Annotated in this window: 12 protein-coding genes; 5 read left to right on the top strand and 7 right to left on the bottom strand. The window is 67.7% G+C overall.

Annotated elements, in window-relative coordinates; all coding sequences use genetic code 11:
• Window positions 1–137: 137 nt before the first annotated feature.
• Window positions 138–584, top strand: a complete 447-nt coding sequence (locus tag ACFWB0_RS15245) for a PaaI family thioesterase (RefSeq protein ID WP_378491295.1) — start codon at window positions 138–140, stop codon at window positions 582–584.
• Window positions 585–599: 15 nt separating this feature from the next.
• Here ACFWB0_RS15245 and ACFWB0_RS15240 read toward each other — a convergent pair whose 3' ends face one another.
• The 5 genes from ACFWB0_RS15240 to ACFWB0_RS15220 all read right to left on the bottom strand — a co-directional run bounded on the left by ACFWB0_RS15240 (window position 600) and on the right by ACFWB0_RS15220 (window position 6,480).
• Entirely contained in the window at window positions 600–2,015 is a 1,416-nt protein-coding gene (locus ACFWB0_RS15240; RefSeq protein WP_378491294.1) for an NAD(P)/FAD-dependent oxidoreductase, read from the bottom strand.
• A 76-nt stretch (window positions 2,016–2,091) separates the two neighbouring features.
• A complete protein-coding gene (locus tag ACFWB0_RS15235) occupies window positions 2,092–3,147 on the bottom strand; it encodes a tyrosine-type recombinase/integrase (protein WP_378491293.1) in 1,056 nt (351 codons plus the stop codon).
• A 96-nt stretch (window positions 3,148–3,243) separates the two neighbouring features.
• Complete coding sequence (locus tag ACFWB0_RS15230; protein WP_378491292.1) at window positions 3,244–4,065, bottom strand: pentapeptide repeat-containing protein; 822 nt, start codon at window positions 4,063–4,065, stop codon at window positions 3,244–3,246.
• Window positions 4,066–4,507: 442 nt separating this feature from the next.
• Window positions 4,508–5,083, bottom strand: coding sequence for a hypothetical protein (locus ACFWB0_RS15225; protein WP_378491291.1), 576 nt, complete (start codon window positions 5,081–5,083; stop codon window positions 4,508–4,510).
• A gap of 314 nt (window positions 5,084–5,397) precedes the next feature.
• A complete protein-coding gene (locus tag ACFWB0_RS15220) occupies window positions 5,398–6,480 on the bottom strand; it encodes a hypothetical protein (protein ID WP_378491290.1) in 1,083 nt (360 codons plus the stop codon).
• A 552-nt stretch (window positions 6,481–7,032) separates the two neighbouring features.
• On the opposite strand from ACFWB0_RS15220, the gene ACFWB0_RS15215 reads away from it, so the two are divergent.
• Complete coding sequence (locus ACFWB0_RS15215) at window positions 7,033–7,836, top strand: alpha/beta fold hydrolase (RefSeq protein WP_378491289.1); 804 nt, start codon at window positions 7,033–7,035, stop codon at window positions 7,834–7,836.
• Window positions 7,837–7,843: 7 nt separating this feature from the next.
• Window positions 7,844–8,395, top strand: a complete 552-nt coding sequence (locus ACFWB0_RS15210) for a TetR/AcrR family transcriptional regulator (RefSeq protein WP_378491288.1) — start codon at window positions 7,844–7,846, stop codon at window positions 8,393–8,395.
• Window positions 8,396–8,691: 296 nt separating this feature from the next.
• Here ACFWB0_RS15210 and ACFWB0_RS15205 read toward each other — a convergent pair whose 3' ends face one another.
• Complete coding sequence (locus ACFWB0_RS15205) at window positions 8,692–10,176, bottom strand: dihydrolipoyl dehydrogenase family protein (protein ID WP_378491287.1); 1,485 nt, start codon at window positions 10,174–10,176, stop codon at window positions 8,692–8,694.
• Between the two features lie 48 nt (window positions 10,177–10,224).
• Window positions 10,225–11,022, bottom strand: coding sequence for a precorrin-3B synthase (locus ACFWB0_RS15200; protein ID WP_378491286.1), 798 nt, complete (start codon window positions 11,020–11,022; stop codon window positions 10,225–10,227).
• Window positions 11,023–11,161: 139 nt separating this feature from the next.
• Here ACFWB0_RS15200 and ACFWB0_RS15195 point away from each other — a divergent pair, with 139 nt between their 5' ends.
• Window positions 11,162–12,310: an acyl-CoA dehydrogenase family protein gene (locus ACFWB0_RS15195; RefSeq protein WP_378491285.1), complete on the top strand. Its 1,149-nt coding sequence runs from the start codon at window positions 11,162–11,164 to the stop codon at window positions 12,308–12,310.
• Window positions 12,307–13,581 (top strand): acyl-CoA dehydrogenase family protein, encoded by a 1,275-nt coding sequence (locus tag ACFWB0_RS15190; protein WP_378491284.1) that lies wholly within the window; start codon window positions 12,307–12,309, stop codon window positions 13,579–13,581. Before ACFWB0_RS15195 ends, ACFWB0_RS15190 begins: the two co-directional genes overlap by 4 nt.
• Window positions 13,582–13,624: the final 43 nt, after the last annotated feature.

Genomic DNA, 13,624 nt, shown 5'->3' with positions numbered 1-13,624 from the left:
CCACGCGAGGCCCGCCGCTCTGTTCGGAACCCGCCATGGGGGCTTGCGGCGCCACCGGCGAAAACGACCATGTCCTACCATAGTTCGACGGCCACCGGCGCCCCGCCGGCCCCGATCGAGCAGGAGAATGCCCAGACATGACCGATCAGTCCATCCCCGATCCCACCGCCACGCTCGATGAGATGACCGCCTTCAATCGCACCGGTTTCGGGACGGCGCTCGGGCTCGAATTCTTGGAACTGACCGCTGACGCGGTCCGGGCGCAGTGGACGGTGAGCCCCACTCAGCATCAGCCCTACGGCATCGTGCACGGCGGCGTGTACTGCGCGGTCATCGAGACGATCGCGAGCATCGGCGGCGCCACCTGGTTCGGCGACCGCGGCAACGTCGTCGGTGTCAACAACAACACCGACTTCCTGCGCGCCACTCGCGAAGGTGTCCTCACCGCCGTCGGTACCCCCATCCACCGGGGCCGCACCCAGCAGCTGTGGCGCGTGCTGATCACCGACGAGCAGGACCGCCTCGTCTCCCAGGGCCAGGTGCGGCTCGCGAACATCGAGGACAGCTCCCGCATCGGGAACTGACCGCGCGGTGACCTGTCAGCCGGCGGCCTTGCGACCCCCCGGCACCGGGTCCGTGTCCTTCTCGGCGGCAGCGTCGGTGCCCGTGCCGATGCCGTTCTCGTGGTCGCGGAGCCGCTCGATCGCGATCCGCGCGAACACCTGTTGCTCCGTCGCCGCCATCTCGTTGCGCCCCGCCGAGAAGAACGCCTGCGCCCACGACAACAACGTCGACATCTTCGACGAGAACCCCACCAGATACAGCAGGTGGATGAACAACCACGCGATCCAGCCGAGGAAACCACTGATCTCGAGCTTGCCGACCTTCGCGACCGCGCTGAACCTCGAGATCGTGGCCATCGAGCCCTTGTCGAAGTACTTGAACGGTGGCCGCTGCGACGGATCCTGCCCCTCGAGCGAGGCGACGACCTGCTTCGCCGCGTACTTGCCGCCCTGCATCGCGACCTGCGCGAGCCCCGGAAGCTTGTCGAGCGACATCATGTCGCCGATCACGAACACGTTCGGGTGCCCCGGCAGCGACAGGTCCGGCAGGACCTCGACCCGGCCGGCCCGGTCGATGCCCGCACCGGACTGTTCCGCCAGCTGCTTGCCGAGCGGGCTCGCCGCCACCCCCGCCGACCACACCTTGCACTGCGATTCGAGACGTCGCTCGGTGCCGTGCTTCTCCTTGACCGTCAGGCCGTCTGCGTCGACGCCGGTGACCATCGCGCCCAGCTGAATTTCCACACCGAGGCCCTCGAGGGTTCGGCGGGCCTTTTTCGACAACTTCCCGCCGTACACGGGCAACACGTCCGATGCGCCGTCGAGCAGCACCACGCGCGACCGTGTCGTGTCGATATTGCGGAAGGTGCCCTTGAGGGTGCGATGCGCCAATTCCGCGATCTGTCCGGCCAGCTCCACACCGGTCGGACCCGCGCCCACCACGACGAAGGTGAGCAACCGGGCCTGTTCCTCGGGGTCGTCGGACAACTCGGCCTGCTCGAACGCCCCCAGAATCCGTCCCCGCAACTCGAGCGCATCGTCGATCGTCTTCATACCGGGCGCGAACTCGGCGAAATGATCGTTGCCGAAGTAGGACTGGCCGGCGCCGGCCGCGACTATCAGCGAGTCGAATTCGGTGACGGTGCGTCGCTCCAGGAATTGGGACCCGACCGTCCGGTTCTCGAGATCGATGTCGTCGACTTCCCCGAGCAGTACCTGGGTGTTGTCCTGCTTGCGCAACACCATGCGCGTGGCCGGGGCGATGTCACCGACCGAGAGGATGCCCGTCGCCACCTGGTAGAGCAACGGCTGGAACAGGTGATGGGTGGTACGTGCTACCAACGTGACCTCCGCATCGGCGCGGGCGAGGGCCTGCGCGGCGAACAACCCACCGAACCCTGATCCGATCACCACGACGCGATGACGCGCAGCTTCCACCGATTCGACGCTCATACAAGCTCCTTCGTTGTTCTCGGTGCGTCCTCACGCAGGGAAGCGCACCTCGACACTGCGGTTCGGAACCAGTCTGTCAGCTCTCGCCGTCGTCCACAGTGCGATCGGATCCGCCGAGCAATCCGTAGACGGGGTTGTGCCGGGCCGCGTGCCGCACCGCATCGTTGGTCGCCGAGGTGTAGATCTGCACGGTCTGCAAGGATCGGTGCCCGAGCAACTGCTGCAGTTCGACCATCGTGGCACCGTTGTCGGCCAGGGAGGTCGCGAAGGTATGCCGCAGCGCGTGCGCGAGCGCTCCCCGCTTCCGCTCGGATTCGATGCCGGCCCGCCGGTACATGCGCCGTACCCGGTACTGCAGGGTGCCGCGGGTGATGCGCTGCCCATCGGCCCCGACGAACAACGGATCGGCCGGGGTGTGCCGCTCCCACACCGGCAGATCCGTGCGGTCGGCGAGTACCGACCGCCGCAGCGGCGGAAACCGGGTGTAGCGCTCGTGCAGGTAGGTGGACACGATCGCCGTCCAGCTGTCTTCGAGGGGGATTTCCCGTTCGATCGCGCCCTTGCCGTGGACCCGAAGGATCGGGGCGTCGATCCCGCCGAGGATGTGCCCCAGATCCAGCGAGATCAACTCCTCCGATCGGATCCCGGTGAGCAGCAGTGTCGCGACCAACGCCAGGTCGCGCTGCGGCCAATCCCGCGACGATCCGCTCGGATGCTGCGTGTCGTGGGTCAAGGTGTCGACGAGTTGCCCGACGGCGGCCGGCTTGAAGGCCTTCGGGGTGTGTTCGGGTCGCTTCGGTTGGGTGATCGAGGCCATCGGATTGCCCTCGGAGAGCCTCTCGGTGACGAGGAAGTTGCAGAAGTTGTTCCACACCGACCACGCGCGGCGCACCGACGCCGGTTGGCGTTCGCGGGCGAACGTGGCGAACGCGGTACGCAATGCGCGGATCGTGAGGTCCGCGATGGTCAGTTCCGCCGGGACGGCGCCGCGCGCCGCCGCGAGTGCGGCACACACGCCGTGCAGATCCAGGCGGTAGGCCTTGACGGTGTGCGCCGAGCGTTTCGCGGTCTGCAGTGTCTCCAGGTACGACGCGACCCACTCGAGCAGGCCCGACTCGTCCCGGCTCGCCATCGGAGCACCCACCTTCCCGCGGTCGTCGTACGCATGTGCGAACCCAGTGTGCCAGGAGGGACCGACGGGGTCGGTGGGGCCGGTGGTTCGGGCAGCTCAGGGTTGCCTGCCCCACGAGGGCGCCGGCACCCATGAGGGCAGCGTCGTGTCGTGATCACCGCGCGCCGCCGCCACCTGCGGGCCGGTCAGGTACAACGCCGACGACAGATCGGCGCCGTCGAGGCGGGCATCGCGCAGGTCGGCGCCGAGCAGATCCACCGCGGTCAGATCGCAGTCCCGCAGGTCCGTGCCGATCAGGCATGCGCCTCGCAGGTCGGCGCCGCACAAGAGGCGGCCGCGCAGGGATCGGCCTGCCAGGTCTGCGCCGGGACCCAGCTGGGGATCCGGTGCGGCAGAGGCAAGATACGACGCGCGCAGTTCGACACTGACGTCGACGAGCAGGACGCGCACCTGCTCGTGCACGACATCCAGGTCGAGGTTGAGCAGTTCGGAGGCGTCGCTACGAGTGGACCGGGTGATCGAGGAGCCGAGTGTGCGGGCGGCGGCGACGGTTTCGGGAGCGAATGCACGGCGCTGTACCTCGTCGAGATGCCACAGCATCTCGTGCAGCTGCTTCATTCTCGGGAACACCGCGGCGACGTGTTCGGCGGGGATCCGAGCGGAGACCGCCTGTCCCGCACCGAAGCAGTCGAACACGGTGCAGCCGCGGTAGCCGCGCGGGCTCAACGCGTCGTGGATGGTGCAGGAGAAGTCCGATCCGAGGTGTGGACATGGCGTCCCGGCGGGCTTGTCGGTAGCGAAGTCGGCGGAGCGGACGAACCCGAAAGCGGTGCAGCACAAAGCAGTACAGCTTCGGCAGTCGCCGATCAGGTCGGCGTGAGGCAGAGAAGTACGGCGAGACAGGGGAAGACGGCGCATGAGAACTCCGAGAAGTGTGATTCCGAGTGGAGGCGGAGTCGGGGGCCCGCATCGGGCCCCCACTCGGGGCGCACGGAATCACCACCGCGCGTGGGTGGTGGCGTTCACGATCGACGTGAGAGTCGATTCTCAAGGACAGAAGGAGGTGTTCACTGTCCCATAGGTTATCAGGGGCGACACGTCGCGGAGGTCATGCGCGAGGCCCTCACCTTGAATGTGCAGAGCTGATCCTTGGGGGCGATGGCCGAGCTTGTGAAGATCGAGGGAGAAAGTGAGCAGGACCGAGCACGTCAGTGCGGCAAGGGTCGTGTGTGCGGTGCTGCTCCGGTGGTGGTGTGCTTGCAGCATCACCGGAGCGATGGCCAGCAACCCGAAGGGCGCCATGATCCCCACGTCTTGTGTGAGCGGATAGTTGAAGACCCGTTGCGGGTAGACGTGGTGTTCACGGCGTTTGGGTGCAGGTCCCGACCATCGCGGCCGCATCACTCAGACGTGCATAGGTGGCAGCACAGTGCCCGGGCACGGCGTGGGCGGCCGCGTCGATGCCGACCCAGGCTCCGGCGATCACACGATCAGCGCTACGCGCCACCCACACAGGATTGCCGTCTCGGAACGTCGGCATCAACAGTCGCTGCTCGTTGATGGGCCACTGCACGAAAGGCATTCCCCCGGCCAGCTGATCTTGCACCTCGCCCGCGATGAATACGGTCAACTCCTGCACCGACTGCTCGATGTGCAGACCCCCGAACCCGAGACTCTTGAGCGTCGTGGTCCCCACAGTTTTGCGCCGGGGCCGGGGGCCGGCGGCGAGCAACAGGTGGCAGTGACCGGAATCGAGCACCGACACCGTCCACAGGCAGTTCTGCACATAGGTGTCGGGACCGTGCCAGCGGCACTGCAGATCTCGCCCCACGGCGTGACATGCACCGACCATATTCGCCGGAGCGTCGTGCAGTGCATCCGGTCCGGCGATCGAAAACGTCCAGACGTTCAGGTAGTGCTCCTCAGGCACGAACATGCCCCCAGGATCGCATGACAACAGCCCCCGAGCCGGCGACGGAGCCGATGCCGGAACGCAAGCGGCGCGGTGGCCGCCCTGCGGGTAAGCGTCTCGACTCGATGTTTCGGCATACCACCTGCCAGAAGAAATCCCGTATCCGATGGACGACTGATCTTTCCGATCACGTGGTGACCTTCGCCGCACCGGCCGGACCACTCGGAGCTGTGCAACCGAGATAGAGCGTGTCCGACCAATGCATCCGCTGGCGAGCTCCCCCAGGGAATGACCATCGCGGTCTGACCAGGGACAACTCTGGTCGTGGATCTGCTCTCTTACCGTTCGTCCGGCTCCGGCAGCGAGATCACGGTGAGGATGTCCGTATTCTTCGGATCGGTCCTCGGGTCGGACCGGATCCAGTGCACAGCGCCATGGGTTCGTGCCTCGAGATCGATTCGATCGCGGGTGCCGTCCGGACGTAGCGCGATCAGATCTCCGGCGGCGATCCAGACTGTGCCGTCGACAGCCCGAGCAGTGTCGGGTGTCACCCGCTGCGCTGCTATCCGAGCGGCAAGCGCCGGGTCCTCCACCGGAGCCAACTGCCGGTCGTCGTTGAATATGCGCACGGGATAGGCGTCGGGTTCGACACGAACCACACCGTAACGGCGACTGGTACGCATGGTCGGGCGCGGGAAGGTACGCAGAAACAGCTGCCCGTCGTCGACGACACCGAACCCACCGTCGGTGGTGACGCGTTCGATGGTCACCGCGGTCGGTGCGGTGCGTTCACATCGGAACACCTCGTACCGGGAGGTGATCCAACAACCCCCGGCATCGGCGTGGACCGCCCGGGCCCACCCCCGCGTGGGCGGTTCGATCGTCAACGGTAAAAGGAACTCGGTCACCCTCGGGGGTGTGCACGAGGTATCGACATGCAGCAGAACAGGATCAGACCTGTCCATCACCCACACATCACAGCCGTGGACCGACACGGTACCGGCCTTGAACCTGGTCTCGGCCATCGGAACCTCATCGAGGTCGAGTTCGAGCAGCACCCCGGTCGCGACGACAGGATCGTCGGACGACGCGGCCCAGTCCGACCAGAAACGCTGTGGGGTGGACTCCACATCGCTCAGCCGCTCCGAGCCCTCGACCATGCGCCGCCCACCCTTCGCTGCGGGTTCGATGCACTGCTCGACGAGCTGAATGCGCCGAACTCTGCCCCGCACCGGGGTGGGATGTTCGGATCCAGTCCAGACGATGTTGACGATGAAGCGTCCAGTCAGCTCGACCGGTCCTGAACGCGGCCGGTCGGACGGCCATTCGGCACACCAGCGGTCACCGATGAGCTCGATCGACCACCGCAAACTCCCGTCAGGATGCGCGGCGGGGGCATTGCCGAAAATCGGACGCGCCACTGTGCGTACCGTGCCCGCTCCCGGTGCGGAGGCCGCAGCAGGATGAAACGTAAGCACGACCTCGACGATGTCGCCCACTGACGGAGGTGCAAGCGAACGGTCATCGAGAACCCAACCGGGGACGAACACGACAATCGTGCGATCAACAGAATCAACAGTCATTCTCGAACCCCACACACTCGACGAACCGATGGACGACACCACCGGGCGCGGGGCTACCATCCCGCAGATTACCGCGTCATCTCGACCGCAGTCGGTCCAGGATGAACCGTCGTGGAGATCAGCTGGAGAAGCCAAAGGGGCCATCAGGAGTAGGGCTCTCCTGCCAGCAAACCTACGAGAACGCTGCCGTTTATCGCTGAAGGTCACAGTCGAGGGCGTCAGCGTTGCCCCGTAAGGGGATCTTTTCACCGGACGGTTGCGGCGTTCGGTGAGTTGATCGGCAACATTGCTCCGAGGGGTGGCGGAGGCCAGTCGGCGCGTCGGGGCTTGCCTGATCCAGTGACGGCACAGGGTTTGACACGGCAGGCTAGTGGTACTAGCTTATCGGCTATGCGTTCTAACCATTTCCTCCGGCGGCCCGAAGGTCGACTTGCCTACGATTTGGACGGCGAGGGTCCTCTCGTCGTCTGCCTGCCAGGTATGGGGGAGCTGCGGTCGTCGTACCGGCACCTCACCCCGCTTCTCGTAGATGCCGGCTTTCGTGTGGCCACCGTGGATCTGCGTGGTCACGGGGACTCTGATGCCACGTTCTCGGCATACGACGACGTAGCGCTGGCCTCCGACACGCTCGCCCTGATCGACGAACTCGGCGGCCCGGCATATCTTCTGGGAAACTCAATGGGTGCCGGAGCTTCGGTCATCGCTGCCGCCGACCGTCCCGAGGCCATACAGGGGCTAGTGCTGATCGGTCCGTTTGTGCGTAACCCGCCCGGTGGCATGCTGGGCACGCTGATGCTGCGGCTAGCTCTACTCAGGCCCTGGGGGCGAGCAGCGTTCATGTGGTTCTACTCCAAGTGGACACCGGGGGCGAAGCCCGAGGGATACGACGAGCACACCGCTGCCGTGGCCGAGAATCTTCACCGTCCGGGGCATTGGAAAGCGTTTGTGCGGACGAGCCGCACCAGCCATGCCCCGGCCGAGGCCCGGCTGGGCGAAGTCCGTGCACCGACCATCGTGGTGATGGGCGCCGACGACATCGATTGGAAAGATCCCGCCGTCGAGGCCGCTTGGGTCGGGCAGCGGCTCGATGCAAAGGTGGTCATGGTGTCCGAGGTCGGTCACTACCCCCAGGCGCAGGCCCCCGAGCAGGTCGCCGACGCACTGGTCCAGGTCGCGGGCGGCCGGAGTGCCTAGGGCCGGCTTGTCGACCGATGTGGTCATCACCGAGGCGGGTCGACTGGTCGACGAAGAAGGGACACAAGCACTCACGCTGACCGCGCTGGCCCAACGGTTCGGGGTTGCCCAACCCAGCCTCTACAAACACATCGGCGGCCTCGACGACTTGCATGGACGGCTGGCCGTTGTCGCCGCCCGCGCCATCGGTGCAGCACTGCGGCGAGCGGCCAGCGGCAGGTCGGGTGCCTTGGCGACGGCGGCCGTCGCTGCGGCCTACCGCGACTACGCGCGCGAACACCCCGGCAGCTACAACTACCTGCTCCGGCCGCGCCCCGACGACCCAGAGCACGCCGAGGCAGCACAAGAAATTTTCGATGTCCTCTCAGATGTGCTCGCCGGCTACGGCATTGACGAGGAGAAGGCCCTCATCGATGCCACGCGTTTCCTTCGCAGTGCACTACACGGGTTCGTCGCGCTGGAGATCGCGCACGGCTTTGCCATGGACAGAGCGACCGACGCCAGCTTCGAGAGTCTGATCACCGCGATCGATGCCGCACTACGTGCCTGGCCAGTATGAGAGCGCATCCTCGCCGCCGAGGCCGGGATAGGGTCGTGGTTTCGACGTGGAGAACCGCAGGTGCACCATGCTGTTGACCACGGTGCGCGCGATCGGGGAATGCGTGCACCGCTGAGTTGAAGGAACGCTGAAAATGCCTACGCCGAATCCGATTGGGCCGTGCCGAAGGCGTGTTGTCGAGGCTCGCGGCGAAGCGAGTGGTCGAGGCAGGGGGTACGCGATCCGCGCACGGCAGCAGGCGCAGGATAGCGCCACGCGAGGGCGACGGCCGATCCATACGCGCTGCGCGAAGAACCTCAGCGGTGGCGGGTTTCGAGGAGACGCAGCCATACTTCGCTGATCGTGGGGTAGGCGGGGACGGCATGCCAGAGCAGATCGAGGGGGACCTTCCCGACGACCGCGATGGTGGCAGCATGGACGAGTTCGGCGACCTCGGCTCCGACGAAGGTGGCGCCGAGGAGGACGTCGGTGGCGCGGTCGACGACGAGCGCAGCGTGCCCGGTGAAATCGTCGCGGTGCAGGGCGGCGCCGGCGACGTCGATGTCGGACTCGAGCACCTCGACGTCGAATCCGGCGTCGCGGGCGGATGCGGCGGTATGGCCGACGGAGGCGATCTCGGGGGCGGTGAAGATCACTTGCGGGACCTGGCCGTGGTCGGCGCTCGCCCGGTACCGGGAGCCGCCGAGGGGCCGATCCTCGGCGCGGGCGGCGATGACGTCGCCGCACACCCGGGCCTGGTATTTGCCCATGTGGGTCAGGGCGGCGCGGCCGTTGACGTCGCCGACCGCATACAGCCAGGTGCCGTCGACGCCGGTGACGGTGAGATGGTCGTCGACGGGGACGACCCCGTCGGTGGCGAGCCCCACCGAGTCCAGGCCGAGGCCGTCGGTGGTGGGTCTGCGGCCTGCGGCGACGACGAGTTCGTCGACCTCGAGGGTGCTGCCGTCGGTCAGCTCCACGGTGATCGGGCCGCCGTGAATCATGCCGATGCCGGTATCGCGGGCGTCGGGGCGCGCCACCGAGCGGACTTCGGTGCCGAATCGCACCTGCACGTCGCGGGCGTGCATCCGGGCGGCGACGGCGTCGGAGGCGAACGACTCGGCCTGCGCCAGCAGTCGTGGTCCGCGGACGACGACGGTGATCTCGTGGGCACCGAGTTGCCTTAGCCACGTGGCGGTTTCGCAGGCGACGACGCCGCCGCCGATCAGCAGGACCCGGCGTGGGATCTGTCGTAGGTTGGTCGCGTCGCGGGAGGTCCAGGGCAGCGCCGCGCGCAGTCCGGGGAGATCGGGGACGGTGGCGAGGGTGCCGGTCGCGAGGACGACGGCGTGGCGGGCGTGCAGGGTGCGGGGGTGGTCGCCGTCGACGGTGACGGTGCGGATTCCGGTGAGGCTGCCGTGGCCGCGGATCACGTCGATGCCGGCGGCGTCGGCCCACAGTACTTGTGAGGAGTCGTCGTGGTCTGAGGTGAAGGTGTCGCGGCGGGCGAGGACGGCGGGGGTGTCGACGTGGTCGGCGGTGACGTGTTGTTGCACGCCGGGCATGTGCGTGGCGGTGGCGAGGACCTGGGTGGGGCGCAGTAGGGCCTTGCTGGGCATGCAGGCCCAGTAGGAGCATTCGCCGCCGACCAGTTCGTGTTCGACGAGGGCGGCGGTGCGGTCGGATCCGGCGATGGCGTATTGCGCTGCGTTCTCGCCTGCGGGGCCGCCGCCGAGCACGATCACGTCGAATGTGTCGGGGTCGGCGGTGGGGGAGGCGGAGTCTGAGGGGTCGGAACTCACCTGTGTCACGGTAGGCCGATGTTGCGGTTTGCGGGGCTGTTCGGTGGGTTACTGCAGGTGTGGTGAGTGTGCGTCGAAGATCAATCCCATCGGGGCGAGGACCCGTACGACTTGTTCGGCGATCTGTTCGGGGAGGTCGCACAGCAGTATCGAACGCCAGGGGGTCAGGACGAGGGGGTGGTCGACGGCGGCGAGGAATTCGGCGAGGCGGGCGGGGAGTAGGCCGCCGGTGAGGCCTCCGGCGAGGGTGACGGTGCCGTCGGGTTGGTCGAGCCATCCGATCGGTGGGTTCGGGGGTGTGGGCAGGGTGACGGGCGTGGCCGGGGCGGCAGAGGGTTCCGCAGTGGCGGTGGTGGTGAGCAGGAGGTCGACGGCGGCGGCGGGGTCGGAGCGCCGGAGCCCGGTGTCCTTGCCGGCGAGGACCAGTGTCCATTCGTCGCCGGGCAGGGCGAGCAGGGCGCGATCGGGGGTCAGCGCGACGATGTCGCCGGTGCCGTCGTCGAGTCCGAGTACCGCGCCCGGGTGGGCGGTGGGCAGGTGGGGGAGCGCGGCGTCGGTGAGGGGCCGGATGTCGCGTAGTCCTCCGATGCGTCCGCTGAGCGGGGACGCGAGCAGGTGCGGCAGGTCGGGGTGGCCGACGGTGAATCCGGCGTCCGTGAGGGCGGCGGTGAGGTGTGCGCGGTGGCCGTGCAGTCGCAGGTGGGCGTGCACGGTCAGGTGCAGGGCGCCACCGGCGTGGGTGTGGGCGAGGTCGGCGAGGGTCTGCAGTTGCCCGGCGGTCAGTGTTCCGGCGGGCAGATGCACGTCTACTGCTGCGGTGTCGTCGTTCGAGTTCGGCGCGGTCACGTCCTTCAGTATCCGGGTGTGGTGGTGGTCTCCCACCGCCCGGCGACGAGACTTTCCTTTACAGGATGGGATAACTATATTCTCATTAATGAGATTGAGGTACTCCACTTGTGGGTGCCACCGAGACGAGAGGCACTGCATGCTGCTCGAACCCACGCCCGACCAGGACTTCTTCCGCGACACCACCGCACGGTTCCTGCAGGAACGCACCCCGGTCGCGGTGCTGCGCGGCCTGCGCGACGACGCCGCCGGATACGACTCGGACTTCTGGCGTGCCGGTGCGGAACTCGGCTGGACCAGCCTGCTCGTCGACGAAAAGCACGGCGGCGGCTCCATCAGCGACTCCGGATTACTCGACCTGACCTTGATCGCGTACGAGTTCGGCCGGCGCGCTGCCCCCGGACCGCTCGTCCCGACCAACATCGTCGCGGCCCTTCTCGGCAGGCACGACAGCCACCCCGACACTCTCGCCGGCCTGCTGGACGGCTCCGTGACCGGCGCGTGGTGCACCGCCGAACCCGCCCCCGGGGCCCGCGCCGCCGCCGCACCACTCGAGATCACTGTCGACGGTGACGAGGTGATCGTGCACGGCACCAAACGCCCCGTCGAGGCGGCAGGCACCGCCGAGGTGCTGCTGGTGACCGGCCGCACCGGCGAGGGGCTCAGCCACGTCCTCGTGCCGCGCGACACTCCCGGCGTGACCGTCACCGCGATGCGTTCGGTGGATCTGACCCGCCGCTACGCGAAGGTCGACTTCGACGGGGTGCGGCTCCCTACGAGCGCATTGCTCGGCGCCGCAGGTGACGGCGCCGCCGACGCCGAGTACGCCCGGCATCTGGCGATCGTGCTGGGCTGCGCCGAAACCGTCGGGGCGCTGCAGACGGCGTTCGACACCACCGTGGCGTGGGCGTTCGACCGGTACTCGTTCGGCCGGGCCCTCGCTTCCTATCAGGCGATCAAGCACCGATTCGCGGACATGAAGATGTGGCTCGAGGCGTGTCACGCGATCAGTGACGCCGCGGCCGCCGCGGTCGCGGTGGATGCCCCCGATGCGGCGCGGCTGTCGAGCGCGGCGAAGGCCTACATCGGTGATCACGCGTCCGATCTGATGCAGGAATGTGTGCAGTTCCACGGCGGTATCGGCCTGACCTTCGAACACGACCTGCATCTGTATACCCGGCGTGTCGCCGCGAACCGGTCCACCTACGGCACCCCCGCCGAACACCGCGGGGCGCTCGCCGACGCCGTCATCTCAGCCGCCGCCATGTCGAAGGAGAGCGCACAGTGACCCAGACCGAGGTCGAGATCGAAACCCTCGACGAGTTCCGTGCCCGCGCCCGCACCTGGATCCGCGCGAACCTCGCGGCCGCCGATCCCGCCGCCCACATCGGTGTGCTGCGTAAGGAAACCTCCGACGAGGACGAACTCGCCGCCGTCGAGCACGACCGCGCACTGCAGCGGGCGATGTTCGACGCCGGGCTCGCCGGGGTCAGCATTCCCCGCGAGTACGGCGGGCAGGGACTGACCCCGGCACACCAGCGGGTCCTCAACGACGAACTGGCCGGTTTCGAGTATCCGGCGCGCCTGCAGGCACCCACGTTCGTGCCCTGTGCGGCGGTGCTGCTCGATTTCGGCACCGAGGAACAGAAGAAGCGGCACATCCCGGCGATCCTGCGCGGCGAGGAACTGTGGATGCAGATGCTCTCCGAGCCCAGCGGCGGGTCCGATGTCGCGGGCGCGGTGACCACCGCGGTGCGCGACGGCGACGACTGGATCCTCAACGGCTCGAAGATCTGGACCACCGGCGCCTGGTGGTCCGACTGGGCGTTGTGCCTGGCCCGCACCAACTGGGATGTGCCCAAGCATCGCGGGTTGACGGTGTTCATGGTGCCACTGAAGGCCGAGGGCATCGAGGTGCACCGCATCGAGATGCTCAGCGGCTCGAAGGAGTTCTGCCAGGAATACATGACCGACGTGCGGATCCCGGACAGTGACCGGATCGGCGAGGTCGACGCCGGGTGGACTGTCGGCACCCGCTGGATGTTCCACGAACGGCTGCTGTTGCGCTCCCCGTACGCGACGTTGCCTGCCGGCAACAGCCGCGGTGGGTCGCGGACCGACGAACTGCTCGAGGTCGCCCGCGACGCGGGGCGCCTCGACGATCCCCTGGCCCGCGACCTGATCGGGGAGGCCGCCACCCTCGAGCTGGTCAAGGACGCGTTGCAGCAGCGCGTCGGGCAGGCGATGGCGACCGGGGCGATGACCGACCAGGCCGCGAGCATCCTGCGGTTGATGTCCGGGGAGGTCGCCACCCGGATCACCACGATCATCTACGAGATGACCGGTGACGGCGGTGCGGCGTGGGACGCCGAGGACGGTGCGGTCGCCGAATGCGGCACCGATTTCCTGATGCAGCAGTCGTACACGATCGCCGGCGGTACCACCGAGATGGCCCGCAACACCATCAGCGAACGGGTGTTGGGGATGCCGCGCGAACGCAGTCACGACCCGAACGTCGCCTTCCGTGACGTGCCTCGCGGCGCGCCGGCCGGCGGATGACCGGCCGGCGCCGCACGCGCAGCGGCGGGTGTTCCGTAGGGTG

Source organism: Rhodococcus sp. NPDC060086, assembly GCF_042730275.1.
Taxonomy (GTDB): domain Bacteria; phylum Actinomycetota; class Actinomycetes; order Mycobacteriales; family Mycobacteriaceae; genus Rhodococcus.
This window is presented reverse-complemented; position numbering and strand designations above follow the sequence as displayed.

What these genes read in the sequence shown, in the direction of transcription:
- ACFWB0_RS15240 (WP_378491294.1), bottom strand. Translation starts at nt 2,015, where the DNA reads ATGAGCGTCGAATCGGTGGAAGCTGCGCGTCATCGCGTCGTGGTGATC.
- ACFWB0_RS15215 (WP_378491289.1), top strand. Translation starts at nt 7,033, where the DNA reads ATGCGTTCTAACCATTTCCTCCGGCGGCCCGAAGGTCGACTTGCCTAC.
- ACFWB0_RS15235 (WP_378491293.1), bottom strand. Translation starts at nt 3,147, where the DNA reads ATGGCGAGCCGGGACGAGTCGGGCCTGCTCGAGTGGGTCGCGTCGTAC.
- ACFWB0_RS15225 (WP_378491291.1), bottom strand. Translation starts at nt 5,083, where the DNA reads ATGTTCGTGCCTGAGGAGCACTACCTGAACGTCTGGACGTTTTCGATC.
- ACFWB0_RS15195 (WP_378491285.1), top strand. Translation starts at nt 11,162, where the DNA reads ATGCTGCTCGAACCCACGCCCGACCAGGACTTCTTCCGCGACACCACC.
- ACFWB0_RS15230 (WP_378491292.1), bottom strand. Translation starts at nt 4,065, where the DNA reads ATGCGCCGTCTTCCCCTGTCTCGCCGTACTTCTCTGCCTCACGCCGAC.
- ACFWB0_RS15245 (WP_378491295.1), top strand. Translation starts at nt 138, where the DNA reads ATGACCGATCAGTCCATCCCCGATCCCACCGCCACGCTCGATGAGATG.